Here is a 25,984-nt window from a genome sequence, read left to right on the forward strand (position 1 = left end):
CAATCTTCCTGGTGCATGGCATCTAAATGTGGGAGGGGGCTTGCTCCCGATGAGGGTATGTCAGTCAATGCATGGATGACTGACACACCGCTATCGGGAGCAAGCCCCCTCCCACATTGGATCTACTGCGTGATCAGAGATCGCGCACTACCCGAAAGCCAATCCAGTCCCCACGGGTCTGCGGATAAATGTTATTGCGATTCCCCGAGCGCGAAAACACCGGAGCCTCACCCCAGTCATTTCCGCGAATCTGATACGCCTCACAGTTGGGCTCCACCCACGCACTGCCATCAGTCGGCGCGCCGACGTAGTTCGGGTGCTCGCAATCAGCCACCCGCTCATACACATTGCCATGCATGTCATACATGCCAAACGCATTTGGCGGGTAGCTGCCTACCGGCGACGAATAGCTGTAGCCATCCGCCGGCCCGTAGGTGTTGGCGTGCTTGGCGATGCTGTAGCCCTTGCCCTCATCGAACGGGAAAGGGAACGGTCCGGTAGTGCCGGCGCGAGCGGCGTATTCGCGCTGGGCTTCGCTGACCATGTGGTACTTCTGCCCGGTCTTCTTCGACAGCCAACTCACGTATTGCTTGATGTCATCCATGTCCATGCACACCGCCGGCTGGCGTGGGCCCTGGGGGTAGCGTGGTTTGCTGGCGATGCATTCGCGGCCGGGGCGGGTGTCGCCATCGGCGATCTTTACACCGGTCTGGCGTACGTAGCTGTCCCATTCGCCAGCGGTGATATGGAAGCGGCTCATGGCGAAGGGCTTGGCGAAGGTCACTTCATGCATCGGGCCTTCGTCGGGCTCGCGGCCGACTTCGTCTTCGGGGGTGCCCATGGTGAAGGTGCCTGCGGGCAGTACCACCATTTCCGGGCAGTCCTTGCAATCCTTGAAGACCTTGCCCGGTTGTGGGGCGGCCTGGGCCAGGTTGGGCAGCAGCGCGCCGCACAGGGCCGTGAGTGCCAGGGCGGTGAGCGGGTTGAGTCGGGATGGAGTCATGTGGGCATCTCGTTCAAAGGAAAAAAGGGGTCATAACCGCTGGCTCAGCAAGGTCATGAAGCGCTGGATCTCATCCGAGCTGTTGAGCAGGCCGGGCGAGGTACGAATCACCGGGCCGACGTCCCGATCGACCGCGTCCACCACCACACGGTTTTTCATCAGGTAGGCCGCGACTGCATCGCTGTCCTGGCCCTTGACCCGGAAGAAGGTGAAGCCCGCCGACAGCTCGGGGCTGCGCGGCGTGACCAGTTCGATCTGCGGGCGGGCCAGCAACTGGTCCTTCAGTTCGGTGTTGAGGGCATGGATGCGCGCCTGCACCGGCGCCTTGCCCAACTGCAGGTGCAGCTTGAAGGCTTCGTCGGCCTGCTTGAGAAATGTACGGCGGTCGGTCATGGACTTACTTCGTGGTCATTAGCGATTGGCCAATGGCTTGGCGGCTTTTTGTACCTGGTCCCACACGCGCAGGAAGTTGCCTCCCCACAGCTTGGCAATATCGGCTTCGGAGTAGCCGCGCTGGATCAGTTCGGCGGTGACGTTGCGCACCTCGCCGACGTTCTCCCAGCCCTTGAGGCCGCCGCCGTCGTTGAAGTCCGAGGCGATGCCGACGTGGTCGATGCCGATCTTGCGCACGGTGTAGTCGATGGCGTCTCCCAGGTCCTTGAGGGTGGCCTTGGGTTCTTCTTCAAGGATGCCGTACAGCGCGCTGGCGTATTGGCCGAACCGTTGCTCTGGCCAGGCGGCAATGATTGCATCGCCGGGCATCAAGGCCATGGCCAGGTTGGGCAGCGGCGGCAGGTCGAAGCGCGTGCGCAGCGCGTTGAGCTTGTCCTGGGTCGGTTGGCTCAAGGGCCGCAGATACGCGGGGAACCCCACCACCTGCACCACGCCGCCGCTGTTCTTGATCAGTTGCAGTTCCTTGTCGCTGAGGTTGCGCGGGATATCCACCGAGGCCCGTGGTGCCGAGTGGGACGCCACCATTGGGGTGCGGCTCAATTGCGCGACCTGCTCCAGGGCCTTGGTCGACATCTGCGACACGTCGATGATCACCCCCAGGTCATTCAGGCGATGCACCGCTTGTTGGCCGATGGGCGACAGGCCCTCGAGGGAGTCGACTGAGTCATTGAAAAACGGCAGCGGACGCGACGAGTCAGACCAGGCGTTATTGCCGATGTAGCTGAAACCGAACATGCGCATGCCGCGTGCGGCCCACAGGTCGAGCTGGTTCAGGTCATTGCCCAGGGGGTAGGCGTTGAGCATGCTGATAAAGATCGCGAACTTGCCTTCACCGTGCAGGCGCCGCATATCATCCGGGGTGTAGGCGATGCCCACCTGGTTGGGAAAGTCGCGGACCATGCCGGAGATAATCTTGTAGCGCACTTCCTGCTCATGGCGGGCCTCTTCGACAAAACCGTCGGTGGGCTTGTGCGGGGCGTTGGGGCCGTTCCAGATTTCCGGCCAGCCGAAGATGGTCAGCGCGGCGCCAGACAATCGGCCACGCGCCGCCTTGGCCAGGTCGAACTGACCGCTGCCATCCTTGTCGGCCTCGTTGCCAGCCGTGCCGAAATCCAGGGGCAGGGTGATGTGGCTGTCGAACGACAACAGGCGATCCTGCATTTCATTGGCTTGCTTGATCACCTCCAGCGGGTAGCCGGCATTGCCCTTGAACCACTGATTCCAGACCAGAAAGCCGGCCCCGGCGCCGATCGCCAGGGCCAACGGCAGGCCGAGATACAGCGCCTTTTTCGAACGTGATTTTGTCATTGCCATCTCAGTCAGTTGAGGCCTTTGCTATCAGGGAAGAACGAGCGATGGCGGGGGAAATTTAGGTGGCGGTGGTGTGGCGGTAAATTTCATCGGGCTGCAAACGTTCTAGCTCTGATTAAGCCGTTTCCTAAGGTAGACAATGACAATCTCTCGACGTGGGTTCATCGCAGGCCTGGCGCTGACCGGCGCGGCCGTGCCGGCGGCCTTTTATGCCCATCGCGAGCTGACGCGGGAAGAAGAATTTCCTATCACCCCCGGCGAAGCCACGGTCGACCTGGCCGACACCCAGGGCCAGCACTTGGCGAACACCCTGCGCGGCGTCTGGAGCCTGCGCCTGGAAGGCCGCGATGCCGGCCTCAAGGGCCTGCCCCTGCAGGGTTTGGAGTTGCTGCTCGATATCGCCCCCCGTGGCCGTGGCCTGCGCGGTTACCTGGACACTGCCGAGAACCTGCGCGTCGACGGCGAACCGCGCTACCGCGTATTGGGCAATCTGCTGACGGGCGAGGGCGCCGTGCTCTATTGGCGGTTGATCGACCGCGATGCGCCGGCCGGCGTGCCCGCCTATGAGTTCAAGATGATCCTCGATGAAGTCTGGGCCGCCTTTGGCAATGCCGGCAGCGCCACCCTCAGCGGGCAGATTCTCGACCTCGAGCGGCCCTTGGCCCTGACCGAACGCGACAACCGTTTTATCGCCCACAAGCAGCTGTTCCCCGAAGCCCGCCAGCGCATTGGCCTTAACCCGACCTTGCTGGCCTGGCTGATTTCTCCCGAGCACCGCTTGTTTCACCAGTTGTGGCACGCCACCCGCGACCAGTGGCACAAGCTCTCCGAAGAAAAACGTGACGCCCTGCGCGGCGTCGGCTGGCAGCCCGGGCCCCGTGGCCAGGAGCGCGATGCCCGCGGCAAGCGCAAGGATCGCAACGGCTCGGGCATCGACTTTTTCTTCATGCACCGCCATATGCTCGGCACCGCACGCTCCCTGCAGGATTTGCCCTCCTGGCCGCAATTCCCCGAGCCGCAACCGCCGCTGGAGCGCGATCGCCTGGGTTTTGTGCGTTACTTCGACAATCACGACGGCTTCGCGCTGCCGCCCTGTTGGGCCGCACCGGATGACGCCGAATACACCCAGTGGGTCAGCGATATCAAGGCGGCCGAGACTTATCACAGCAACTTCCAGGTCTGGGAATCCCAATACCGCGACCCGCGTTACCTGGCCAAGTTGACCCTGGGCCAGTTGGGCTCGGAGATGGAGCTGGGTCTGCACGACTGGCTGCACATGCGCTGGGCCTCGGTGCCCCGCGACCCCTCCAACGGTGCGCCGGTGCCGTTTGCCCGTGACCCGGCAGACTTTGCCGCCCGTTGGTATGCGCCGGAGAACGACTTCCTCGGCGACCCGTTTTCATCCCACGTGAACCCGGTGTTCTGGCACTTCCATGGCTGGATCGATGACCGCATCGAAGACTGGTTTCGCGCCCACGAACGCTTCAACCCAGGCGAGGTGAACCGGATGGAGGTCAACGGCGTGGCCTGGTTTGCACCGGGCCGCTGGGTTGAAGTGGGCGATCCATGGCTGGGCCCGGACACCCACGGTTGCAGCACCACGCCGGGGCTGCAACAAGGGCGCTCGATGGAAATGGACCCGGAAATCATGAAGCTGGCCCTGCGCATTACCTTCAGCGCCGACGAAGAACTGCTCAAGGGCTTGTTCAAACGCGTACCGCAGCGGCCCTGGTATGCGCGGCATTTAAAGGTCAAGCGCGATACCTAAGTGCGGTGTTGCCCTAAAGCTGTTCCTCTTCCCGCAGTTGCACACTCATTTCATCGCAACTGCGCGCCCAGTCACTCAGCCATTGCGGCATCGCTGGCGAGGTCTCATCCAAGCCCAGCTCCCGTACAAATTCGGCCGGGGGCAGGGTGCCCTTGGCAGAGCGAAACAGCCCGCGCATCACCACCACGCCGACCACCCGGCCATTACTGACGAAACGGTGTTCCATCAGGCTCCACTTGTGGTCCCAGCCGAGCATGCGGGTGTGCACGTCGAACACCTCGAATAGCTTCAATTCCCGGCGAAATTTACCCCAGGTATCCCCCACGATCGGCATTGCCTTGTGGCGCAGCGCCACGCGGAAGGCGCCAGTGCGCAAGACAAAATCCATGCGCGCCACATCCGCCAGGGTGAAATACCGGCCGTTGGTGACATGCCGGTTGAGGTCCAGATCCAGCGGCCAGACCCGCATGCGCACCACGGTGGTGTCCAGACCATGTACCGGTTTGCGCCAGGGGCGACGCAGGAGCATATGCAGTAATCGAAACCAGAGATTCATTAAAGACGCCAGACAGTTGATCAATGGCAGCACTGTAAGGGCGTGGAGTCGGCTAAGGAAGGTGCACAAATGACTTATTGCATGCGAAAAGTGCAAGCCGCAGACAGCAACTCGTTTCGCTGCCTGTTTCAGCAACGGGTGGGGATGTTGCCGGCGGCGTATCGCAAGAAATTCCTGATTGTTCAGGGATGAAGGTGACGACGGCTGTATTAGTCGCAGACCTACTAGCTGATGCCCTGCGATCCAAATGTGGGAGCGGGCTTGCTCGCGAAGGCGGCCTGACAGGCGACCAGGATCTTGCGTTGGTTCGAGTACATATCCATTTCTGCGGTAACGGCCGCTATTGGTTCCGCTCTTACAGCGGCTCGCTGCGCATCGTGGTTACGGTGGCCGTTACAGCATTGTGTAGATGCAAATCGCAGTCGAAAAAAAACCGGCTGATCAGGCCGGTTTGGGGTGTCCCGCCGACAGCGCGGGGTTATACGTGGGTGCTCAGCAGACGCTCGGCACCACCTTCAGCCAGGCCGCGTTCTTGCAGACGATCAGCACCACCTTCAGCGAGGCCGCGTTCTTGCAGACGATCGGCACCACCTTCAGCCAGGCCGCGTTCTTGCAGACGATCGGCACCGCCTTCAGCCAGGCCACGTTCCTGCAAGCGATCGGCGCCACCTTCGGCAACACGGGTTTCTATCAGGCGATCCGCACCCCCTTCAGCGACAACCGGGTGGGCAAAAGCGTTGGCAGCGAGTACCGAGAAAGCGAGGCTAAGCAAGAGTTGGCGTTTCATGGTGATGTGCTCCGAATGTTTTAGTTGGGTGCCGTTTGGCATGGGTTTGATGTTACGCGTTGGATTTTTTAAGAGAACTTCATTGCGCTGATGGTGACTATCGACGCCAGCGATGGCCCGTCTCACCGGGCCATCAATCAGGCCGTCACGGCATGTGCGGCAACTCCTGTGGGCGCAGGTCAAACACCAGCACCTCGGCGTCCTCGCCATGGCTGAGGCGAATCTGGCGCTCATCGCGCAGGCGGGCGCCGTCACCTTCCTGCAAGCGCTGGCCATTGAGTTCAACGCTGCCCCGCGCCACATGGATGTAGGCATAACGATCCGGCGCAAGCTCCAGGCGGGTGCTTTCATCACCGTTGAACAGCCCGGCATACACTCGCGCATCCTGGCGCACCTTCAGTGAGCCATTGGCGCCATCCGGCGAGATGATCAACTGCAAGCGCCCGCGTTTCTGCGCTTCACTGAAGTGCTCCTGCTGATAGCGTGGCTTGGCGCCGGCTTCATCGGGCACGATCCAGATTTGCAGGAAGTGCACCCCACGGTTTTGGCTATGGTTGAACTCACTATGGGCCACGCCGCTGCCGGCACTCATCAGCTGTACATCGCCAGGGCGGATCACGGAGCCGGTGCCCAGGGTGTCCTTGTGTTCCAGGGCGCCTTCGAGCACATAAGAGAAAATCTCCATGTCGCGGTGCGGGTGCTGGCCAAAGCCTTTGCCGGCGGCGACGCGGTCATCGTTGATCACCAGCAGGTCGGAAAAACCCTGCTCCTTGGGGTTCCAGTAGTTGGCGAAGGAGAAGGTGTGGAACGACTTCAACCAACCGTGATTGGCGGCGCCGCGTTCGGAAGCTTTGCGAAGGGTCAGCATGGTCCAGTCCTCAAGTGAGCGCGGGTTGCGAGATGCAGTGCGCTTGCGTGAGAAGAAGATTAATGGTTATCCATATATTCATTAAGAAGGTGAAAGTTGAATAACTGTCTCTCTCAGGTGGACATTGAAAGACGTGCCATAATGCCCGCCGCATTCCTGCTCGATGGACATTCCCACTTATGAAAACCGTGGCCATGGCGCTGTTTCCGGACTTCCTGCTGCTCGACATGGCCGGGCCGCTGGAGGTGTTTTCGATTGCCAACCGCTACCTGCCCGCAGCCGATCACTATCAGATCCTCACCCTCGGCACTGAGCCCGGTCCATTGCGGGCCTCCAACGGCGTGAGGGTCCAGACCGACCTGCAGTTGGACCAGGCCCAGGTCGCCTACGACCTGCTGCTGGTGCCAGGCGGCCCGGGCGCCTATAACGAATGCCATCCTGCGTTGCTGCCTTGGCTGAAAACCGCTGCGCCACGTGCTCGGCGTTTCGGCTCGATCTGCACCGGCGCCTTTGTGCTCGGGCATGCCGGTTTGCTCGACGGCCACCGTGTGACCACCCATTGGCATTACACCGAGCGGTTGATCAAGGCGTTCCCCAACGCCATCGTCGAGACCGATCGCATCTACCTGCAGGACGGGCGCCTGATCACCTCGGGCGGCGTCACCGCCGGTATCGACCTGGCCCTCTCGGTGGTCGCCCAGGACCATGGCAAGCAAGTGGCGGTGGACGTGGCCAAGGTGTTGCTGGTGGTGATGAAGCGCCAGGGCGGCCAGGCCCAGTTCAGCCCGATGACCGCTGCCGTGGCGCCCCAGGAAACCGCGATCACCCGCGTGCAGAACCACGTGCTGGCGCATCTGGATCAACCCTTTACCATCGAGTCCATGGCCGAACTGGCTGGCATGAGTGCACGGCATTTTGCGCGTCTGTTCGCCAAGGACGTGCAGATGACGCCGATGGTTTTCCTGCAGGGCGCACGCATCGACCGTGCCCGGCAACTGTTGGAAACCACCGACCTGCCGCTCAAGACCGTGGCATTCCACTCAGGTTTTGGCAGCGTGCGGCATATGCGCTTTCTGTTCAGTGAAAAGCTCGGCCTGAACCCCACCCAGTACCGACAACAGTTCAGTTAACAACACAATGTCCGTCTGGGGCACTCGATTGTCCGTATTGCTCCCCGTGTCGGCATTGTCCTGATATCGCCAACTGGCAAGATAGCGTCGAGCCCATGGAAAAGGATGCGCAGGCACTCAAGCACGGGTGTTCCAGCGCTGTTACGGACATGCAAAATTGTGTCGCGGTGAATTTCGGCCCCTACACCTTTCATCGGCAACAGCGCCTGGTCAGCAAGGCGGGCTGGCCGGTGCCCCTGGGCGGACGTGCCTTGGATATTCTCGCGGTATTGCTCGAGGCGCCCGGGCAGTTCATCAGCAAGGCCACGTTGATCGAGCGGGTCTGGCCCAACAGCGTGGTCGAAGACAATAACCTGCGCGTGCACATAGCGGCGTTGCGACGTGCCCTCGACGGGCGGCGCTTGATCCTCAATCATCCCCAGCGCGGTTACTGCTTCGTCGCGCCCGTGCAAGGCACGCAGCCGGCGCTGCTGCCCCAACACAACCTGGCTGCGCGGCTCAGCCCGGTATGCGGTCGCGATGAACTGGTGGGCATGCTGGTGCGGCGCTTGTCCGGGCACCGGCTGTTGACGCTCACCGGGGTAGCCGGCATTGGCAAAAGTACGTTGGCCCTGGCCGTGGCCGAGCGCGTGTTGCCACGCTATCGCGACGGGGTGTGGTGGGTCGATTTGACCCCGATGCAGGCACCACACGAACTGCTCGGCACGCTGGCCACGGTATTTCAGCTGGAGGCCTGCCAGAGCCTTGATGAGCTGTGCCGCCGACTGGCCTCGCGTCAGTTGCTGCTGGTACTCGATGGTGCCGACCTGCTGCTGGGTGCCTGTCGCAAGCTGGTGCGCGCATTGCGCGAACGGGCGCCCGGCGTCAGCGTGCTGGTCAGCAGCCGCGAAGCCTTGCTGGCCCCTGGTGAGTGGGTGCTGCGTGTGCCGCGATTGGCCGTGCCGTCACCGTCAACGTTAAGTAGTGTCGAGCAGGTGATGGGCTGTCCTGCGGTACAACTGTTCGTCGCACGGGTACGCGCCAGTCAGCAGGGTTTTGTATTGAGGCGCCAGGACCTGGCAGCGATACGCGATGTTTGTTCGCGCCTGGACGGTATCCCGCTGGCCCTTGAACTGGCGGCAGCCCAAGTCGACGCGTTGGGCATTGGCGGTGTGCAGAGGCAAGTGCGCACGGGGCTGCAGGTGCTGACGCGTGGGCGCCGTACGGCGGTGGAACATCATCGTTCACTGGCCGCTGCCCTGGATTGGAGCTACGAACGCCTGAGCCTGCCGGAGTGCTGGCTGTTCCTGCAGTTGGGTTTGTTCAAGATGGCGGTGACCTTGCCTACCTTGAGCGACCTGGTAAGCGGTACCGAGCTTGAGCACGCCGACCTGGCCTATCTGCTGGCGCGCCTGGTCAATGTCTCTCTATTGAACGTGGAGCCTGGCCTGGGCCCGCAGCGCCGCTATCGCCTGCTCAACTGCGTGCGCAGCTACGCCCTGGCGCAACTGCGTGACCCGCGTCAGGTCGAGCGCTTACAGCAGGGCTATGGGCAATGCATGGGCGTGTTTTCAGGCCGGCCGTTTGTCCTGCAACTGGTCGAGCAGGCGGCGTGCTCGGATTAAATCCTGGGTGGCGAATCCTTCGGTAAAACGCCCGTAGACCGAGCCCAGCAGATCCCGGGCGGCCTGCAGGCGCCCCTGCTGGCACCAAAGTCGTGCCAGGGAAGTCGCACAGCGCAGCTCCCAGGCCAGGGCACCTTGCTGATGCGCCACGCCCAGGGCTTCGAGCAGCAGGGGTTCAGCGGCGAGCCTGTCGCCCTGGTGCACCCACTGCTCGGCGCGGACCCGCAGGATTTCCGGCGCGCACCAACCCGCAGAGCCATTGCGTGCGCGCTCGAAGGCTGCGTCATCGACTTCGTCGGCACCCAAAGTGATCAGGGTGTCCTCAATCAGTCCCAGGCCCTGCAAATGCTGATTGCCGAGGATACCGGCGTAATGCCCGGCCCAGGTCTGGAACAACTGCGCTGAATGCTTGTGCGACTCCTCAAGCAGTCGCCTTTGCAGGGTTTGTGCCTCGTGTTCGGCGCCGTTGTAACGGGCGATCACCACCCCGGCCAGGGCCAGGGTGTAGCAGATCGACGTGCCATGGTTGATCTGCAGTGCCAGTTCCAGCGCCTGGCTGGCGGTGCGCCAGGCGCGATCGGGAAGGCCCTGCAGCCACAGGATCCGCGCGAGCAGGGTCAGGGACGCGACGCTTTGGTCGTATTGCACGCCGACGCCGTGGGCGAACCGGTTCACATGGCCGCTGTGACTCATGCGCTGCAGCACTTGCTCGGCATTGTGTCGGGCGAGCGCCTGGTTTCCGGTGTAATGCTGGGCCAGCGCGCGCAATCGCTGGGCGCTCAGGTCCAGCAGCGGTTCGGTGCGCGGGTCGAGGCGAGCAAACTGCAGGCTCTGCTGCAGCGCTTGAGCGTAGCGCCCGGCACACAGGTTCACGGCCATATGCCCGGAGACCGCACGCAACTGGCCAGCAAGGTCCTGGCGCGCCTTGGCCAAGCGTTCGGCACTGACAAAGGCCGCGATGGTTTGGGGCGCAGCACCCATGGCGTGGTAGGAGAGGCTGCCCAGCGCCAATTGCAGTTGCAGGGTCAATTGGGTGCAGGGGGTGTTGACCTGGCCTATCAGCGCCAATGCCGTGTCCACATAGCCGCCGTGTTCACGCAGCAATGACAATTCCTGCCACAGGGGCATCGCGCTGACCGTCAGGCGGATAGCCAGCAAGTGCCCGCGATCTTCGGCAAAGCCCCAGTCGAGTGCGGCGCGTACGTCCTCGCGCAGCGGCGCATAACGGTCGATCCAAGGCTGCGTGGCAAGCAGCTCCCAGTCGGCCTGGGCCTGTTCCATCAACGCCAGGCAGCGGGCTGCGTGGCGCTCTCGCGTGGCTGCCAGTTCAGCGGCGAGGCTGAGCTTTTCCAGGGCATAGGTGCGGGTGATATCCAGCAGGCGATACACCATCTCGTCATCACCGGCTTCCACATTCAACAGTGACTTGGCCACCAGTTGCGTGATGGAGCCCAGCACCTCGGCGGGGGCGATCGTGTCCCCGGTGATCACCGCCGCGGCACTGACCAGGCTGAAGCCTGCGCGAAAGACCGCGAGGCGGCGCAGGCAGGTTTTTTCGCACTCGGTGAGCAGGTCAAAGCTCCAGTCGAGGGTAGCCCGCAGGGTTTGTTGGCGGGGCAGGGCGCTGCGCCGCCCGCGGGTCAGCAGGCGGAAATTGTCTTCCATCTGCACCCGTAGCCCCTGCAAGCCAAAGCGCTCGATTTGCGCGGCCACCAGTTCGATCGCCAGGGGAATACCGTCCAGGCGCTGGCAGATATCAATCGCCAGTGGCAGTTCAGCTCCGCTGAGGGCAAAGTTGTCCTGATGGGACATGGCCCGCTCGATCAGCAATTGCATCGCCGGGTAACCCAGGGCCTGGGCACGGTTGCCGGTGGCAGGCGGGCAGGCCAGCGGTTCCAGGCGTTGCACATATTCACCTTCGGCGCGCAGGGCTTCGCGGCTGGTAGTGAGGATGTGCAGATGGGGTGCATGGCGCAACAGGGTTTCGCTGATCAGGGCGATGTCGTCAAGCAGGTGTTCGCAGTTGTCGATCACCAGCAGCATCTGGCGCGCCTGCAGGCTGCGGGCGAAGTTGGCCAGCGGCGCATTCTCGCCAGGTGTAAGGTCGAGCAGGGCGGCGAGGTTGGGCAGGATCATTGATGCCGTACTGAGCGGCGCCAGGTCCAGCAGGTGAATACCGTCGCGGTAATGCCCGATCAATAACTCGGCGACACGCAGGGCGACGGTGGTCTTGCCGATTCCACCGGCGCCGGTCAGGGTGATAAAACGCTGCTGCGGCAGTTGCTGCACCAGGGTGTCGATCAGGGCCTGGCGACCGATCATTCGCGTGCGTCGCAGCGGCAGGTTATGGCTTGGGCGTTGAGGCATACCGCCTGTGGGTAGCGTCATCGGTTCGATGCTCAGTGGGGCAACAAAACTGTAGCCGCGCTGGGCGACCGTGACGATATAGCGCTGCCCGGCCTGGCCATCACCCAGTGCCTTGCGCAAGGCTGCCATGTGCACCCGAAGATTGCCGTCTTCCACCACGGTTCTGGGCCATACCCGCGCGATCAGCTCCTGCTTGCTCACCACATTGCCGGCGTGCTCCAGCAAGACCAGCAGAATATCTACCGCACGCCGCCCCAGGCGCAGCGGGCGACCGGCCTCCAGCACCAGGCGCTGGCGCGGGTGGATGCGATAGGGGCCGAAGTGCACGGCCTGGTCGCTCAAGTCAGTCATGGCTGCCCGGGTTCCGGATACAGGGATGGGCCAGCATATTCCAGGTGCGAGAAGACCACTAGGCGGCGATTACCTCAGGCTTGTGACGCGACTGGTGGTTTCGCCAGGTCATCGGGTTCACACCCTCGCTGCGCGTGAACATATGGCAGAAGTGCGCCTGGTCGCAGAAACCACATTCCAGGCTGATTTGCGTGAGACTCATGGACGAACCGGTGATCAACTCCTTGGCGCGCTGGATGCGCTGCTGGCGAATCCAATCCTGGGGCGACAGGCCGGTAGTGCACTTGAATGCGCGGGAAAAATGACTGCGCGACAAGGCGCAGGCCTGGGCCAGGTCGGCGATGGCCAGGCTTTCGCCGAGGTTGGCGAGGATCAGTTGCTTGGCGATTCGCTCGCGCCGTGGGCACAGGCCACCGGTGGCGGACAAACGCGGGGCATATTGCTCGAGTCGGGCCATGACAAATATCCTTAGTCGATGGGAGCGTTCCCGGTGGATGGATGCAGTGTAGACGCCGCCATTCTTGGCGCCGGACCGCCGGGCTGACGAGTTAATCGTTGTTAATTTCTCCAGTTATGGGGCTGAAAATGACAGCACAGCCATGCAATCGCAGGCGTTCCGGGCATGCTTCCCTGGCTGTCTGGAAACTGTGTGGAAACCGCCATGAACCGCAACGACCTGCGCCGCGTCGACATGAACCTGCTGGTGATTTTCGAAGCACTGATGTTCGAGAAAAACCTGACTCGGGTGGCCGAGAAGCTCTTTATGGGCCAACCGGCAGTGAGTGCCGCGTTAGGCCGCTTGCGCGATTTGTTCGACGACCCGTTGCTGCTGCGCAACGGTCGCGGCATGGAACCCACGCCCCGTGCGGTGGCGATACTCAAGGAGCTGCAACCGGCCATGGACACCATCTCCGGCGCCGTCAGTCGCGCCAAGGACTTCGACCCTTCCAGCAGCAGTGCGGTGTTTCGCATCGGCCTGTCCGATGACGCCGAGTTCGGGCTGTTTCCGTCGTTGCTCAGTCAACTGCGCGAAGAGGCACCGGGCATCATCGTGGTGGTGCGCCGGGCCAATTACCTGTTGATGTCGGCGCTGCTGGCCAGCGGCGAGATCTCGGTGGGGGTCAGCTACACCACCGAACTGCCGGCGAATGCCAAGCGCAAAAAACTGCGGGACATCCCCTGCAAGGTGCTGCGCGGCGATGACGGCGTGGCGCCGCTGACCCTGGATGACTACTGCGCCAGGCCCCATGCGATGGTGTCGTTTTCAGGGGACTTGAGCGGCAATATCGACCTCGACCTGGCGCGCATCGGCCGCTCGCGGCGGGTAGTGCTGGCCGTGCCGCAGTTCAGCGGGTTGCGCGCGTTGCTGGCGGGCACGCAGATTATCGCCACCGTACCGGATTACGCGGCGTGCGCATTGACCGAAGGCACCCGCTTGCGCGCAGAAGACCCGCCGTTTGCGATTGACGCGGCGGAGTTGTCGATGGTGTGGAGTGGGGTGCATGACAATGACCCCGCGGAGCGCTGGTTACGGGCGAGGATTGTGGAGTATATGGCGGCGGCTAACTGACTGCGTGGAAGGATGTTGGGTTTTTGACCGAGTACATACCCACTCTCCAAGAAACCCAAACAGCACATACATCCAATTCCCCGCCCCCCCCAGCCCGGCAAACTTCTCCTATCACTCAAGCCTGCGGGGGAGTCACCCAACCATGGACCCAACACCCAAAACCAGCCCCGACGAAGTCGTCACCCTGGTCGTCAAGCACCGGGTCAAACCGGGTCGCGAAACTGAATACGAAGCCTGGCTACGCCGCATCGTGCGCATCGCCGGCGAGCGCCCAGGTCATCTCGGCGTCGATGTGGTGCGTAGCCAGCAGAACGGCATGGCGTTGTTCACCTGCGTACTGCGCTACCGCTCCACGGACGCCCTGGAATTGTGGCTCGACTCCCCCCAGCGCCAAGCCCTGATCGACGAAGCCGCGCCGATGCTGGCGGACGGCGACCAGACTGAAATCGGCGCCGTCAATGAGTTCTGGTTCGCGCCCCAGGCCGACGGCGCTGCGCCGCCGCCGCGCTGGAAGCAGGCGGTGGTCAGCCTGTTTGTGATTCTGCCGCAAACCCTGCTCCTGCCCTTTATCTGGGGACCGATCCTGCGCTTGCACCCGTTCCTGTCCAACTACGTGGTCTCCACCTTCCTGGTCACCCTGACCATTGTGTTGCTGGTGGTCTACCTGCTGATGCCCGCGGCCACCCGCCTGTTCGCCCCCTGGCTTCAAGCCTCTGTAAAGGAAACCCTATGAACGCCGATCTGATTCTGTTCAATGGCCAGTTCCACACCGTGGACCGGGAAAACCCACGCGCCACCGCTGTCGCCATCCACGACGGGCGCTTCGTCGCTGTCGGCACGGACGGCGAGGCCATGGCCCTGCGCGGCAGCGGCACCCAGGTCATCGACCTCAAAGGCCGCACGGTGATCCCCGGCCTTAACGACTCGCACCTGCACCTGATCCGTGGCGGGCTGAACTACAACCTTGAACTGCGCTGGGAAGGCGTGCCTTCCCTGGCCGATGCCTTGCGCATGCTCAAGGACCAGGCTGACCGCACTCCCACGCCGCAATGGGTACGTGTGGTCGGCGGCTGGAACGAATTCCAGTTCGCCGAAAAACGCATGCCCACCCTGGAAGAACTCAACCAGGCCGCGCCGGACACCCCGGTGTTCGTGCTGCACCTGTATGACCGCGCCTTGCTCAACCGTGCGGCGCTGCGCGTGGCCGGCTACACCAAGGACACGCCGAACCCGCCGGGCGGCGAGATCGTGCGCGACAGCCACGGCAACCCCACCGGCATGCTGGTGGCGCGGCCTAACGCGATGATTCTGTACTCGACCTTGGCCAAGGGCCCGAAACTGCCACTGCAATACCAGGTCAACTCCACTCGCCAGTTCATGCGTGAACTCAATCGCCTTGGCCTGACCAGCGCCATCGATGCCGGTGGCGGTTTCCAGAACTACCCTGACGACTACGCGGTGATCGAGCAACTGGCCAAGGATCAACAGTTGACGGTGCGCATCGCCTATAACCTGTTCACCCAGAAGCCCAAGGAAGAACTCAGCGACTTCAAGAACTGGACCGGCAGCGTCACTCTGCATCAGGGCGATGACTATCTGCGCCACAATGGCGCCGGCGAGATGCTGGTGTTTTCGGCGGCGGATTTCGAAGACTTCCTCGAACCACGGCCCGACCTGCCGCTGACCATGGAACAGGAGCTGGAGCCGGTGGTCCGTCACCTGGTGGAACAGCGCTGGCCGTTCCGCCTGCACGCCACTTACGACGAGTCGATCTCGCGCATGCTCGACGTGTTCGAGAAGGTCAACCGCGACATTCCTTTCAACGGCCTGCCATGGTTCTTCGACCACGCCGAAACCATCACCCCGAAGAATATCGAACGCGTACGCGCCCTCGGTGGTGGCATTGCGATCCAGGATCGCATGGCGTTCCAGGGTGAATACTTTGTCGAGCGCTACGGCGCCAAGGCCGCCGAAGCCACGCCGCCGATCAAGCGCATGCTTGCCGAAGGCGTACCGGTGGGGGCGGGCACCGATGCCACGCGGGTCTCGAGCTATAACCCGTGGACTTCGCTGTACTGGATGGTCAGCGGGCGCACCGTCGGCGGGCTGGAGCTGCATGCCGAGGGCCTGCCACGCCTCACCGCGTTGGAGTTGTTCACCCACGGCAGCGCCTGGTTCTCGTCCGAGCAGGGCAAGAAAGGCCAGATCAAGGTCGGCCAGTTGGCGGATGTGGCCGCCTTGTCGGCGGACTTTTTCAGCGTCGATGAAGAGGCGATCAAGTGGATCGAGTCGGTGCTGACCGTAGTCGGCGGCAAGGTCGTATACGGCGCCGGCGACTTCGAAGACTTCGCACCACCACGGGTACCGGTGCTGCCGGACTGGTCACCGGTGGTCAAGGTGCCGGGGCACTGGCGCCCCAGTTCGCCATTGCAAGCCCAGGTCCATCAATGCAGCGGCCCCTGTGGCGTGCATTCCCACAGCCATGAAAAAGCGCGTCTTTCCAGCGTGCCGGTCAGCGACTTCCAGGGCTTCTGGGGCGCGTTCGGCTGCTCCTGCTTTGCCTTTTAATCCAGAAACCAAAGGAGTTACCCCATGACTTACAAGCGCTTGAACAAAGACGAAGCAGTCGTACTGTTGGTCGATCACCAGACCGGCCTGATCTCCCTGGTACAGGATTTCTCCCCTAACGAGTTCAAGAACAACGTACTGGCCCTGGCCGACGTGGCCAAGTTCTTCAAGCTGCCGACCATCCTCACCACCAGCTTTGAAACCGGCCCCAACGGCCCGCTGGTGCCGGAACTCAAGGAACTGTTCCCGGATGCGCCGTACATCCCGCGCCCAGGCCAGATCAATGCCTGGGACAACGAAGATTTCGTCAAGGCCGTGAAGGCCACCGGTCGCAAGCAGTTGATCATCGCGGGCGTGGTGACCGACGTTTGCGTGACCTTCCCGACCCTGGCGGCATTGGCTGAAGGCTTCGAGGTATTTGTGGTCACCGATGCCTCGGGGACCTTCAACGAAGCCGTGCAACGTGCTTCCTGGGCACGCATGAGCGCTGCCGGCGCCCATCTGGTGAACTGGTTCTCGGTGGCCTGCGAACTGCAGATCGACTGGCGCAACGACATGGAAGGCCTGGCCAACCTGCTGTCGCCGCGCATCCCCAACTATCGCAACCTGATGAACAGCTACTCGGCGTTCACGGCCAAGTAACCGGTTCTCAAACCTGTAGGTAATCCCATGTGGGAGGGGCGGTGCGACGATTCGACTTGCTCCCGATGGCGGTGTGTCAGTCACGGCATTTTTGACTGGTGCACCGCCATCGGGAGCAAGCCCCCTCCCACATTAGGTTTGTGCTGTGCCTCTGACCCCGCTATAAATCAGCCCATCGTCCACCGAGAAGCGACAATGAACCCCTTTGAAGACATGCGCCTGTTCTGCCAGGTCATGGAATCCGGCAGTTTCACCGCCGCCGCCGAGCAGTTGGGCCTGTCCAAGCAATTTGTCAGCCGCCGCCTGATCCAGCTCGAAGAACGCCTCGGCGTGCGCCTGCTCAACCGCTCCACGCGGCGCCTGGATGTCACGCCACTGGGCCAGAGTTACTACGAATCCGCCTTGCGCCTGCTCAATGATGTCGAGCAAGTGGAGCAGGGCATCGCCGGCCAGAACAGCGAGCCGCGTGGCACCCTGCGTCTCAGCGCGCCGCTGTCGTTTGCCATGGCTCACCTGAGTTGTTTGTTGCCGTTGTTCCTGCAACGTTATCCGCAGGTTTCGGTGGAAGTCGATCTCAGCGACCGCCCGGTGGACCTGATCGGCGAGGGCTACGACCTGGTGCTGCGTATCGGCACCCTGGAGGATTCCACCTTGATTGCTCGGCGGATCGCCAGTGTGCAGCGGGTGTATTGCGCCAGCCCCGATTACCTGGCGCTGCGGGGTACACCGTTGAAACCCGAAGATTTGACCGCGCACGACTGCCTGCCCTACGGGCATGGGCGCCAGGTGCAGTGGCGCTTCAAGGGCAAGTTGCAGGTGTTGAATGTCACTGGGCGGATGCGCGTGAATAACGGCGAGCTGTTGCGTGACACGGCCATTGCCGGGTTGGGGGTGACGTACCTGCCGACGTTTATCGTCGCTGATGCCTTGAAGGACGGGCGCCTTGTGGCAGTGTTGGAAGACTTTGCCCCAGAAGCCTTGACCTTGTCGGCGGTGTACCCGCAGCACCGGCAGAGTTCACGGCCGGTGCAGGCGTTGGTGGAGTTTTTGCGTGAGCGTTTGGCCGCAGGCTGCTGAACGAAGATCACCTGCGCGGGCTGGCATTCGCCAAGTTGAGCAGTGCAAGCCCCTCGATGTAACGCTGCAAGTTGGCCAGGAACGTATCGGCAATTTCATGCTGGCTGCGGGTGGAAATCGCCGAGGTGTGCGGCGACAAGCGCACCCGCGGATGGGTATACAACGGATGCCCGTCCGGCAGTGGTTCTGGTTCGGTGACGTCGAGGGAGGCCAGGCCGATCTGGCCGTTATCCAGTGCCTCCAGCAGTGCCTCCTGATCCAGCAGGCCACCGCGCGCGATATTGATCAGGTGCAGTCCCGGTTTGGCACTGGCCAGTACCTTGCGATCAACAATATGCCGCGTGGCTTCGGTCAGGGGCGCGGCGAGTACCAGGTGGTCGGCGCGGGCGAACAGGTCGTGGATATCCCTGGCCGCTTGCACACCGTCAACCTCAAAGGGTGCCTGGCTTTGCCTGAGCGCCACGACCTCGATCCCCAGGGCCAGGGCCTTTTGCGCCAGGCTTGCGCCAATCGCACCAAAGCCTAGGATGCCCAGGGTGGTGCCCTTGAGCGGGCGCAGGGCGGTGAAATTCCACTGCGAATCCTTTACCCAGATATCCGGCAAGTGCTTGGACGCAGCAAAGATCGCCGCCAGGCCGAACTCGGCCAGGTTATCGGCGGCGCTGCCCCGGGAGGTGGTCACGGGCGGGCCGTTGAATAGCCACTGCGGGTAGAAGTCGATGCCCGACGACACCAGGTGCACCCATTGCGCGCCATAGGGCCAGCCCGGTGGCGGGGTATCGGGGGCGGTGTAGCCGCGCACGTTGATCGGGCGCAGCAGCAGGATATTGGCCTGGGGCGGCAGGTCGCTGGGCACGCCGACCGGCACGCCGATCACCTGGGCGTCGGGGTGCAGCGGCGCCAGGCGCTCGCGGATCACCTGGTTGAAGTCTTCGTCCAACTGGCTGGCAATAATCACCTGACTCATGTGCGTTCCTTCTGGCGTTGGGTGAACACGGCTTTGCCCACGCCTTGCAGCACGGCGTCGTTCTGTGGGGTGTGCACCCGACTGCACAGCACATCGCGGTAATGCCGCTGCAGTGGGCTATGGCGTGACAAGCCGGGGTTGCCCGAGGCTTCGATGGCCAGCTCGACCGCACGGATCGCATTGCCGGTCACCAGGTACTTCAACTGCGCGGCATTGGCGGCAGGCGTGTGGCCATCGGCGGCGGCGTTGAGCAGGCTGCGGTTGGCGAACAATAAGGTGTCGATATGGCCGACGGTTTCCTGCAAACGCGGCAAGCTCGACAGCGCTGCGCCGAGGTTGGACGGCTTGCGTTCCTCCAGCCAGTTCACCAGCCAGTCCCGTGCCGCCTGGGCCACCGCGTCGTACACCGACGACAGCAGCACTGACATCCACAGCAAGCCATCGCCATCCAGTTCCGGCTGCGGCGCGCTCCAGGGGCTGACGCTGACGGCGTGGTCCAGCGGCACCAGCACGTTATCGAGCACCACCTCATGGCTGCAGGTGGCGCGCATGCCCAGGTGATCCCAGGTGTCGATGATGCTTACGCCGGGGCTGTCCTTGGGCACCAGCCAGGCACCTACCAGCGGGTCTTCGTCATCGCTGCGTGCCCACACGCTGAACCAGCTCAGGCCATGGCTGCCGGTGGAGTAGAGCTTGCGCCCACTGATGCGCCAGCCGTCGGCGGTGCGCACGGCGGTGGTCGCCGGTAAGCCGCCACGGGCGGGTGTGCCCAGGTCTGGTTCGACACGCAGGGCGTTGATCAGCGCGCCGTTGCGCACTGCGTCTTCGGCGACTTTAACGCGCAGGTGTGCCGGCCAGGTGTGGCTGTCTTGCAGGCGGGTGTGTTGCAGGTACTGCATCACCAGGATCAGCGCCGTGGACGGTTCGCCCTTGGCAATCGCGCTGATGGCCTTGCGCGCCTGGGCCAGGCTGGCACCGCCGCCACCGAGGGCCTTGGGCACGGTGAGGGCGACCAGGCCGTGTTGGTGCAACAGGTTGAAGTTGGCGTGGGGGAAGGCGCCGCTTGCGTCGTACAGGTGAGCGGTGCTGGCCAGTTCGAGGCTGAGGCGGTCGAGCGTGGTGTCGAAATCGACGGCTTCCACAGCCCGTAGAGACGATTGAGTCATCAGTATGTACTCGGTCAAATGTGGGAGGGAGCAAGCCTCCTCCCACAGGGAGAGTGTTCAGGCCAGGGCTTTTTCAGCGGCTTCAACGACGCTGTAGCGGTTCGCTGGCACATCCAGGCCGAGGTTGTCGCGCAACGTGTGGCCGCTGTATTCGGTTCGGAACAAGCCGCGCCGTTGCAAAACCGGCACCACCAGTTCTGTGAAGTACTGCAAACCATCGGGCAGTACCGAGTTGATGATGAAACCATCGCTGGCGCCGCTCTCGAACCAGCGCTGGATGGCATCCGCGACCTGCTCCGGGGTGCCGACAAAGTCGCGCTTGGGTCGCGAAAAGCGCAAGGCTACTTCGCGCAGGGTCAAGCCTTCCTCCCGGGCCAATTGCTTGATGCGCTCGGAGCCGCCTTTCTGGCTATTGGAGCCCAGGTCGCCGAGTTCGGGGAAGGGCGCATCCAGCGGGTACTGGCTGAAATCATGGTCATTGAACGGCCGGCCGAGGGCGACGATGGCGTCCTCCACGGTGACCAGCGCCACCGCTTGCTGGTAGCGGCTTTCCACTTCGGCGGCATCGCGCCCGACAATCGGGCGGATACCCGGCAGGATCGACAGGCTGTCGGCGTCGCGGCCAAAGCCGCTGGCGCGGCGCTTCAAGTCGGCGCTGTAGGCCTTGGCCTCATCGATGTGCTCCACATGCACGAAAATCGCATCGGCGTGTTCAGCGGCAAAGTTACGCCCATCCTCCGAGGTGCCGGCCTGGAAGATCGCCGGTTGGCCTTGGCGTGAACGCGCGATATTCAGCGGGCCTTTGACCGAAAAGAATTCGCCCTTGTGGTTAAGCGGATGCAACTTGCCGGGGGTGAAGAATTCGCCACTGTGCTTGTTGTAGGCAAAGGCGTCGTCTTCCCAGGAGTCCCACAGGCCCTTGACCACATTCAAGTGTTCCTTGGCGATGCGGTAGCGCACTGCATGGGGCGGGTGTTCGGCTTTACCGAAGTTATCCGCCGTGCCACTGAGCCATGAGGTGACCACGTTCCAGCCGGCGCGGCCGCCGCTGATGTGGTCCAGCGAGGCGAACTGGCGTGCCACCTGATAGGGCTCGGTGTAGCTGACGGTCACGGTGGCGACCAGGCCGATGTTCGTCGTCAGTGCGGCCAGGGCCGACAGAATGGTCAGTGGCTCGAAGCGGTTGAGGTAATGGGGGCTGGACTTGGCGTGGATATGCAGGCTGTCGGCAATAAACACGAAATCAAAGCGCGCCGCTTCGGCCAGTTCGGTCTGCTGCTTGTAGAAACCGAAGTCGGTACTGGCGTTGGGTTGCGCCTGCGGGTGGCGCCATTCGCCCCAGCCGTGGCCGACACCGTGGACCATGGCACCGAGTTTCAATTGGCGTGGCTTGCTCATGTTCTGCTCCTTAGCGCGAGGCTTGGTCGAGGCGGGTACGCTTGGCGTTGAAGCTTTCGTCGAAGCCCTGGGAGACGTCGATGTGCTTGCTCAGCAGTCCTTCTTTGACATAGGTGTCGGCGGTGGCTTGCAGGCCGTGGATCACCGTGTCGTCTATTGCGACCGGGGACAGATGGGTGTCCTTGGCCACTTCGATGTGCACGGCCAACGGCAAGCCGGTGATCCTGGCCTGGGCGGCGGCGTATTCATCGGGGTGGCTGTTGGCCCAGGCGTAGGCGCGGTCAACCCGTGCGACAAAGTCGTCCAGTTGCACGCGCTTGTCGGCAATGGCCTGGCGGGTGGCGGCGAAGTACAGGTGATTGCTCAACAGGTTTTTGCCGCTGACCAATACGCGGGCGTTGCTCTGTGAGGTGACCACGGTGGTGTACGGGTCCCATGTCGCCCAGGCATCTGCCGTGCCGTTGTCCAGTACCAGCCGCGATTCGGCGGGTAGCAGGAAGATGAAGTGCACATCCTGGGTGCTCAGGCCGGCATCGTTCAGGGCCTTGATCGCCAGGTAGTGCCCGATGGAGCCGCGGCCGGTGACGATTTTCTTGCCCTTGAGGTCGGCTGCGGTCTTTATCGGTGAGTCCTTGGGTACCAGCAGCGCGGTGGTATTACGCCCTTGCGCATGGATGATGCTGATCACTTTGAGCGACGCGCCGGCACCCAGGGCGAACACATACGGTGCGTCACCCAGGGCGCCGACATCCACGGCGCCGGCATTCAGCGCTTCGCCCAGCGGCGAGGCGGAGGGGAATTCCGACCACTTGATTTCGTAGGGGACGTTCTGGGTTTCGCCAGAGGCTTCCAGCAGCGCCTTGATCGTGGATTTCTGGTTGGCCACGCGCAGCGGTTGCAGGTCGGCGGCTTGGACGCTGGAAAACAGGCCGAGGGCCAGGGCAGTGCCCAGCAGCAGGCGTTTGAATGGGGTGGCGTACAGCATGGGGCAAACTCCAGGCGTTGAGTAAAGGGAGATACCTCCGCCTGGAGAAGGGGTCGGATTTCCGGGGAACGGTGCAGCAATGAGTCAGATCACATAGAAACCATGGGTGCCGTCGCGGGCCAGCTGCGCGACCAGGCCGAATTCCCAATCCAGATAAGCCTGCATGGCTTCCCGTGGGTTGTCGGTGCCCTCGTAGGGGCGGCGGTAGCGGTCGATACGCGGGGAGGCCAGGTGGGTCTCACCTTCTTCCAGCGGCAGTTGCGCGGCGATCCAGCCGGCGGTGCCGTCCTGCAACAGGAACACCTGCTTGCCGGTCAGGGCTTCGACTTCGGCCACCGCCAGGCGCGCCAACTGGCTGCTGCCACAGGTCAGTACGTAACGCTGGGCACTCGGCACCTTGGCCAAGGCCTGGGGCAATTGCGCGCGCAGGGCCCACCAGGCACCGGGGATATGGCGTTTGACGTAATTGGCGCTGGCGGTGAAGTCCAGCACCACAGTGTCGCCGTGGCCGAGCCAGTCGGCGAGGGTATGGGGGCTGATCAGTTCGGCCTGGGGCGGCGGGGGCACCGGCGCGACCCACGCACCGCGTTCGCTGAAATGCGCCGCTTGCAGGTCGTCCAGCACGTGCACCTGCCAACCCAATTGGGCCAGCCAGGACGCAGACATATTGGCGCGCACGCCGTCGTCATCCACCAGCACCAGGCGCGCCCCGCGTACGCTGGCAACGTGATCGGTCTCTTGCACCAGTTGCCCGCCCGGTGTGGAGCGTGCGCCGGGCAAGTGGCCGGCTTCGAATTCTTCCAGGGTGCGCACATCGAACAGGTAGGTGGTACGCGTCGTGTCTTGCTGCCAGCTGTGCAGATCATTGAGGGTGGCGCGGCCGACGCGGGCCTTGTCGGCCACACGGCGTGCATCTGCGGCGGCACGTTGGCGATGTTTTTCCGAGGTCGGCGCAAAACGGCGTGCTTGCCCATGGGCAAGTTTTTGCCCGGCCAAGGTCCAGCCGATGGTGCCGTTGCGCAACGCTGCCACCGGGTTGGCTACGCCGGCATTGATCAACGACTGGGTGCCAATAATGCTGCGGGTGCGCCCGGCGCAGTTGACAATAATGCGCGTGGCCGGGTCCGGTGCCAGCTCACGGGCGCGCAACACCAACTCGGCCCCTGGCACGCTGATGCCGGTGGGAATGCTCATGGTCTGGTATTCGTCGAAACGGCGGGCGTCGAGCACCACCACATCGGCCTGGCTGTCGAGCAGGGCCTGGACTTCCTCGGCGGCCAGGGACGGCGTATGGCGCTGGCTCTCCACCAGTTCGCCAAAGGCCTTGCTCGGTACGTTGACGTCGATAAACAGCTCACCACCCGCCTGGCGCCAGCCGTCCAGCCCACCCTCAAGCAGACTCACCTGGGTATAGCCCAGCGCAACCAAGCGTTCGGCGGCGCGGCTGGCCAGCCCTTCACCGTTGTCGTACAGGGTGACCTGGGTATCGCGGCGTGGAATGCGCGAATACACCTCCAGTTCCAGCTTGGACAGCGGGATATTGGCGGCGAACAGCGGGTGGGCTTCGGCAAACGGCGCTTCCTCGCGCACGTCGATCAGCGCGACTTCTTCATGGTCCAACAGGGCCTGGCGAATCTGGGCAAAGCTGCGGGTCGATACGGTGGTCATAGGGCAGGGCTCTTTTCTTTGGACAAGTCCCAGATGTTCGGGAGATAGGCGTTCGAATAACCAGAGATAAACTGTTTTTCGCTGCCGTCGGGCTGATACACCGCACGGCGCACCGCACCGATATTGGCGCCGTACACATGAATGCTGATGGATACCTGATCGCTGTGGGCATTGCTGACCTGATGAATATCGCCAATCTTGGGCGACACCGCCTCGACCTGGCCCGGCAGCAGTTGAATGGGCTTGCCTTCGGCCAACAGGCTGCCATCTGGCGCACGGGCAAAGCCTTGGGAAAACTCCGAGCCGCGCAACATGCCGATCAGGCCCCACACCCGATGGTCATGAATCGGCGTGCTTTGCCCCGGCCCCCACACAAAGCTGACAAGGCTGAAACGCTGGCGCGAATCGGCATGCAGCAGAAATTGCTGGTAACGCTCGGGGTTGGGCTGGGCGAATTCGTCGGGGAGCCAGTCATCATGGCTGACCAGTTGCGCCAGCAGCTTGCCGCCACGGTGTAGCAGGTCGCCTTCACGCGGGTTGGCGTCGATCAATTCCGCCAGGGCGCCTATGAAGGCTCTGAGTCTCTCGGGGTGTCGGGCCTGGGTCATGACCATTCCATCGGGCTGTTTTGATAAGCTCATATAAGCATAATGTTTATAGTTAATATGCTATTTTTTAATGATTAGCTTATAGCCGAAGGTAATTTAGAACGGGTATGAATAGCGTTAGACGTTATCGATCACAGCACGGGCTATCCAGACCGGTGTGCGGCAACTATGCTTCACGCACATCTTAATGACTGTTCTCTATGTGCGGGCCAAATGAAAATTGACGATATCGATGCCTTTGTCGAAGTGATTCGTTGCCAGTCCATCAGCCACGCCGCCGAGTCGTTGCAACTGACCCAGCCGGCCATCACCCGCCGCGTGCAGAACTTTGAGCAGGCGCTGGGGGTCGAGCTGTTCGATCGCAACACCAAGCCTCTCAAGCCGACGCTCATCGGCACCCGCGTCTATGAGCAGTGCCGGCTGATCCTGCGCGAGATGGACGCCCTGCGCGAACTGGTGGCCACCGATGCGCCGCCCACCGGCGTGTTGCGTCTGGGCGTACCGCAGACCATCGGCGATGTAGTCCTGCTGGACGCGCTCAAGCACTTGCGCACTGAATACACCGACCTGCGCGCCCAGGTCGCCACCGGCTGGGGCAGCCAATTGGTCGGCAAGATCGAACGCGGCGAGCTGGATGCGGCGGTGGCGTTGTTTCCGGCAGGCAAGATCTTCCCCGACAACATCGTCGGTGAGTCCATTGGCAAGATGGAGCTGGTGGTGGTCTGTGCCAAGGCGCAACTGCCGAAGAAGCCGTGCAAGCTGGCGGATGTGTACCAGAACGGCTGGATCCTCAACCCGGACGGTTGCGGCTTTCGTGCCGGGTTGCAGCGCACCTTGTCTGACCAGGGCCTGGTGTTGCGGGTGAACCTGGAAACCTTCGGCACCGAACTGCAATTGGGTTTGGTGGCGGATGGACTGGGCCTTGGCCTGGTGCCGCGCCCGTTGCTGGAGCGCAGTGCCCATCGCGAGCAACTGGCGGCGATGCCGCTCAAGGACTTCAAGCCGGTGATGGATCTCTGGCTGATCTACCCGCATTTTCTCGGCAACCTGCAAGGGCCGGTGGATGCGTTTGGTCAGTGGGTGGCAGATTCTTTGCACAAGATACGCAAGGTGGCGTGATATGAAAAAAAATAATAA

Annotated in this window: 22 protein-coding genes and 1 pseudogene; 9 read left to right on the plus strand and 14 right to left on the minus strand. The window is 62.7% G+C overall.

The window, feature by feature from the left end; genetic code table 11:
- Positions 1-133: 133 nt before the first annotated feature.
- The 3 genes and pseudogenes from pvdO to pvdM all read right to left on the minus strand — a co-directional run bounded on the left by pvdO (position 134) and on the right by pvdM (position 2,764).
- Entirely contained in the window at positions 134-1,003 is an 870-nt protein-coding gene (gene pvdO / locus JFT66_RS23065; protein WP_198860239.1) for a dihydropyoverdine dehydrogenase, read from the minus strand.
- Positions 1,004-1,033: 30 nt separating this feature from the next.
- Positions 1,034-1,366: pseudogene (locus tag JFT66_RS23070) on the minus strand (aminotransferase class V-fold PLP-dependent enzyme); the annotation flags it as partial.
- A gap of 48 nt (positions 1,367-1,414) precedes the next feature.
- Positions 1,415-2,764, minus strand: a complete 1,350-nt coding sequence (gene pvdM / locus JFT66_RS23075; protein ID WP_198860240.1) for a pyoverdine-tailoring dipeptidase-like protein PvdM — start codon at positions 2,762-2,764, stop codon at positions 1,415-1,417.
- A gap of 142 nt (positions 2,765-2,906) precedes the next feature.
- Here pvdM and pvdP point away from each other — a divergent pair, with 142 nt between their 5' ends.
- On the plus strand, positions 2,907-4,535 hold the full coding sequence (gene pvdP / locus JFT66_RS23080; RefSeq protein ID WP_198860241.1) for a pyoverdine maturation tyrosinase PvdP: 1,629 nt from the start codon (positions 2,907-2,909) through the stop codon (positions 4,533-4,535).
- Between the two features lie 13 nt (positions 4,536-4,548).
- Here the strand turns inward: pvdP and JFT66_RS23085 are convergent, their stop codons facing one another.
- From JFT66_RS23085 to JFT66_RS23095, 3 genes are all read right to left on the minus strand, one after another.
- Positions 4,549-5,091 carry an acyl-CoA thioesterase gene (locus tag JFT66_RS23085; RefSeq protein WP_034120087.1) on the minus strand — a complete coding sequence of 181 codons (543 nt, stop codon included), beginning with the start codon at positions 5,089-5,091 and terminating at the stop codon, positions 4,549-4,551.
- 478 nt (positions 5,092-5,569) lie between these two features.
- The gene (locus JFT66_RS23090; protein WP_073526504.1) at positions 5,570-5,878 is read right to left on the minus strand and encodes a hypothetical protein; all 309 of its coding nucleotides are present in this window, start codon (positions 5,876-5,878) and stop codon (positions 5,570-5,572) included.
- A 145-nt stretch (positions 5,879-6,023) separates the two neighbouring features.
- Positions 6,024-6,746, minus strand: a complete 723-nt coding sequence (locus tag JFT66_RS23095) for a pirin family protein (RefSeq protein WP_198860242.1) — start codon at positions 6,744-6,746, stop codon at positions 6,024-6,026.
- 179 nt (positions 6,747-6,925) lie between these two features.
- On the opposite strand from JFT66_RS23095, the gene JFT66_RS23100 reads away from it, so the two are divergent.
- Positions 6,926-7,876, plus strand: coding sequence for a GlxA family transcriptional regulator (locus JFT66_RS23100; RefSeq protein WP_198860243.1), 951 nt, complete (start codon positions 6,926-6,928; stop codon positions 7,874-7,876).
- A gap of 95 nt (positions 7,877-7,971) precedes the next feature.
- On the plus strand, positions 7,972-9,480 hold the full coding sequence (locus JFT66_RS23105; RefSeq protein ID WP_198860244.1) for a winged helix-turn-helix domain-containing protein: 1,509 nt from the start codon (positions 7,972-7,974) through the stop codon (positions 9,478-9,480).
- Here JFT66_RS23105 and JFT66_RS23110 read toward each other — a convergent pair.
- Complete coding sequence (locus JFT66_RS23110; protein WP_198860245.1) at positions 9,427-12,198, minus strand: ATP-binding protein; 2,772 nt, start codon at positions 12,196-12,198, stop codon at positions 9,427-9,429. The genes JFT66_RS23105 and JFT66_RS23110 overlap by 54 nt on opposite strands.
- 58 nt (positions 12,199-12,256) lie before the next feature.
- Positions 12,257-12,655 (minus strand): helix-turn-helix domain-containing protein, encoded by a 399-nt coding sequence (locus JFT66_RS23115; protein WP_034120082.1) that lies wholly within the window; start codon positions 12,653-12,655, stop codon positions 12,257-12,259.
- A 204-nt stretch (positions 12,656-12,859) separates the two neighbouring features.
- Here JFT66_RS23115 and JFT66_RS23120 point away from each other — a divergent pair, with 204 nt between their 5' ends.
- From JFT66_RS23120 to JFT66_RS23140, 5 genes are all read left to right on the plus strand, one after another.
- Positions 12,860-13,768 carry a LysR family transcriptional regulator gene (locus JFT66_RS23120; RefSeq protein ID WP_198860246.1) on the plus strand — a complete coding sequence of 303 codons (909 nt, stop codon included), beginning with the start codon at positions 12,860-12,862 and terminating at the stop codon, positions 13,766-13,768.
- Positions 13,769-13,910: 142 nt separating this feature from the next.
- Positions 13,911-14,501 carry an antibiotic biosynthesis monooxygenase gene (locus JFT66_RS23125; protein WP_198860247.1) on the plus strand — a complete coding sequence of 197 codons (591 nt, stop codon included), beginning with the start codon at positions 13,911-13,913 and terminating at the stop codon, positions 14,499-14,501.
- The gene (locus tag JFT66_RS23130) at positions 14,498-16,336 is read left to right on the plus strand and encodes an amidohydrolase (RefSeq protein ID WP_153838349.1); all 1,839 of its coding nucleotides are present in this window, start codon (positions 14,498-14,500) and stop codon (positions 16,334-16,336) included. The genes JFT66_RS23125 and JFT66_RS23130 overlap by 4 nt, the downstream gene beginning before the upstream one ends.
- Positions 16,337-16,360: 24 nt before the next feature.
- A complete protein-coding gene (gene ycaC / locus JFT66_RS23135) occupies positions 16,361-16,978 on the plus strand; it encodes an isochorismate family cysteine hydrolase YcaC (protein WP_034120078.1) in 618 nt (205 codons plus the stop codon).
- 195 nt (positions 16,979-17,173) lie between these two features.
- The gene (locus JFT66_RS23140; protein ID WP_198860248.1) at positions 17,174-18,055 is read left to right on the plus strand and encodes a LysR family transcriptional regulator; all 882 of its coding nucleotides are present in this window, start codon (positions 17,174-17,176) and stop codon (positions 18,053-18,055) included.
- Between the two features lie 7 nt (positions 18,056-18,062).
- Here JFT66_RS23140 and JFT66_RS23145 read toward each other — a convergent pair whose 3' ends face one another.
- The 6 genes from JFT66_RS23145 to JFT66_RS23170 all read right to left on the minus strand — a co-directional run bounded on the left by JFT66_RS23145 (position 18,063) and on the right by JFT66_RS23170 (position 24,847).
- Positions 18,063-19,022 (minus strand): D-isomer specific 2-hydroxyacid dehydrogenase family protein, encoded by a 960-nt coding sequence (locus JFT66_RS23145; RefSeq protein WP_198860249.1) that lies wholly within the window; start codon positions 19,020-19,022, stop codon positions 18,063-18,065.
- Entirely contained in the window at positions 19,019-20,188 is a 1,170-nt protein-coding gene (locus JFT66_RS23150; protein ID WP_198860250.1) for an acyl-CoA dehydrogenase family protein, read from the minus strand. The genes JFT66_RS23145 and JFT66_RS23150 overlap by 4 nt, the downstream gene beginning before the upstream one ends.
- A 57-nt stretch (positions 20,189-20,245) precedes the next feature.
- Positions 20,246-21,586: an LLM class flavin-dependent oxidoreductase gene (locus tag JFT66_RS23155; RefSeq protein WP_198860251.1), complete on the minus strand. Its 1,341-nt coding sequence runs from the start codon at positions 21,584-21,586 to the stop codon at positions 20,246-20,248.
- 10 nt (positions 21,587-21,596) lie between these two features.
- Positions 21,597-22,571, minus strand: a complete 975-nt coding sequence (locus tag JFT66_RS23160; RefSeq protein WP_153838344.1) for an ABC transporter substrate-binding protein — start codon at positions 22,569-22,571, stop codon at positions 21,597-21,599.
- Between the two features lie 84 nt (positions 22,572-22,655).
- Positions 22,656-24,239, minus strand: a complete 1,584-nt coding sequence (locus JFT66_RS23165) for a rhodanese-related sulfurtransferase (protein ID WP_198860252.1) — start codon at positions 24,237-24,239, stop codon at positions 22,656-22,658.
- Entirely contained in the window at positions 24,236-24,847 is a 612-nt protein-coding gene (locus JFT66_RS23170; protein ID WP_198860253.1) for a cysteine dioxygenase, read from the minus strand. The genes JFT66_RS23165 and JFT66_RS23170 overlap by 4 nt, the downstream gene beginning before the upstream one ends.
- 213 nt (positions 24,848-25,060) lie before the next feature.
- On the opposite strand from JFT66_RS23170, the gene JFT66_RS23175 reads away from it, so the two are divergent.
- Positions 25,061-25,966: a LysR family transcriptional regulator gene (locus JFT66_RS23175; RefSeq protein WP_198860254.1), complete on the plus strand. Its 906-nt coding sequence runs from the start codon at positions 25,061-25,063 to the stop codon at positions 25,964-25,966.
- Positions 25,967-25,984: the final 18 nt, after the last annotated feature.

It is taken from the genome of Pseudomonas sp. MF6755 (assembly GCF_016405635.1).
Lineage (GTDB): Bacteria > Pseudomonadota > Gammaproteobacteria > Pseudomonadales > Pseudomonadaceae > Aquipseudomonas > Aquipseudomonas haemolytica.

Coding starts and splice junctions, on each gene's coding strand:
- JFT66_RS23095 (WP_198860242.1), bottom strand. CDS start 6,746: ATGCTGACCCTTCGCAAAGCTTCCGAACGCGGCGCCGCCAATCACGGT.
- JFT66_RS23090 (WP_073526504.1), bottom strand. CDS start 5,878: ATGAAACGCCAACTCTTGCTTAGCCTCGCTTTCTCGGTACTCGCTGCC.
- JFT66_RS23145 (WP_198860249.1), bottom strand. CDS start 19,022: ATGAGTCAGGTGATTATTGCCAGCCAGTTGGACGAAGACTTCAACCAG.
- JFT66_RS23100 (WP_198860243.1), top strand. CDS start 6,926: ATGAAAACCGTGGCCATGGCGCTGTTTCCGGACTTCCTGCTGCTCGAC.
- JFT66_RS23150 (WP_198860250.1), bottom strand. CDS start 20,188: ATGACTCAATCGTCTCTACGGGCTGTGGAAGCCGTCGATTTCGACACC.
- JFT66_RS23165 (WP_198860252.1), bottom strand. CDS start 24,239: ATGACCACCGTATCGACCCGCAGCTTTGCCCAGATTCGCCAGGCCCTG.
- JFT66_RS23105 (WP_198860244.1), top strand. CDS start 7,972: ATGGAAAAGGATGCGCAGGCACTCAAGCACGGGTGTTCCAGCGCTGTT.
- pvdP (WP_198860241.1), top strand. CDS start 2,907: ATGACAATCTCTCGACGTGGGTTCATCGCAGGCCTGGCGCTGACCGGC.
- pvdO (WP_198860239.1), bottom strand. CDS start 1,003: ATGACTCCATCCCGACTCAACCCGCTCACCGCCCTGGCACTCACGGCC.
- JFT66_RS23160 (WP_153838344.1), bottom strand. CDS start 22,571: ATGCTGTACGCCACCCCATTCAAACGCCTGCTGCTGGGCACTGCCCTG.
- JFT66_RS23175 (WP_198860254.1), top strand. CDS start 25,061: ATGAAAATTGACGATATCGATGCCTTTGTCGAAGTGATTCGTTGCCAG.
- JFT66_RS23085 (WP_034120087.1), bottom strand. CDS start 5,091: ATGAATCTCTGGTTTCGATTACTGCATATGCTCCTGCGTCGCCCCTGG.
- ycaC (WP_034120078.1), top strand. CDS start 16,361: ATGACTTACAAGCGCTTGAACAAAGACGAAGCAGTCGTACTGTTGGTC.
- JFT66_RS23155 (WP_198860251.1), bottom strand. CDS start 21,586: ATGAGCAAGCCACGCCAATTGAAACTCGGTGCCATGGTCCACGGTGTC.
- JFT66_RS23115 (WP_034120082.1), bottom strand. CDS start 12,655: ATGGCCCGACTCGAGCAATATGCCCCGCGTTTGTCCGCCACCGGTGGC.
- JFT66_RS23130 (WP_153838349.1), top strand. CDS start 14,498: ATGAACGCCGATCTGATTCTGTTCAATGGCCAGTTCCACACCGTGGAC.
- JFT66_RS23170 (WP_198860253.1), bottom strand. CDS start 24,847: ATGACCCAGGCCCGACACCCCGAGAGACTCAGAGCCTTCATAGGCGCC.
- JFT66_RS23140 (WP_198860248.1), top strand. CDS start 17,174: ATGAACCCCTTTGAAGACATGCGCCTGTTCTGCCAGGTCATGGAATCC.
- JFT66_RS23120 (WP_198860246.1), top strand. CDS start 12,860: ATGAACCGCAACGACCTGCGCCGCGTCGACATGAACCTGCTGGTGATT.
- pvdM (WP_198860240.1), bottom strand. CDS start 2,764: ATGACAAAATCACGTTCGAAAAAGGCGCTGTATCTCGGCCTGCCGTTG.
- JFT66_RS23125 (WP_198860247.1), top strand. CDS start 13,911: ATGGACCCAACACCCAAAACCAGCCCCGACGAAGTCGTCACCCTGGTC.
- JFT66_RS23110 (WP_198860245.1), bottom strand. CDS start 12,198: ATGACTGACTTGAGCGACCAGGCCGTGCACTTCGGCCCCTATCGCATC.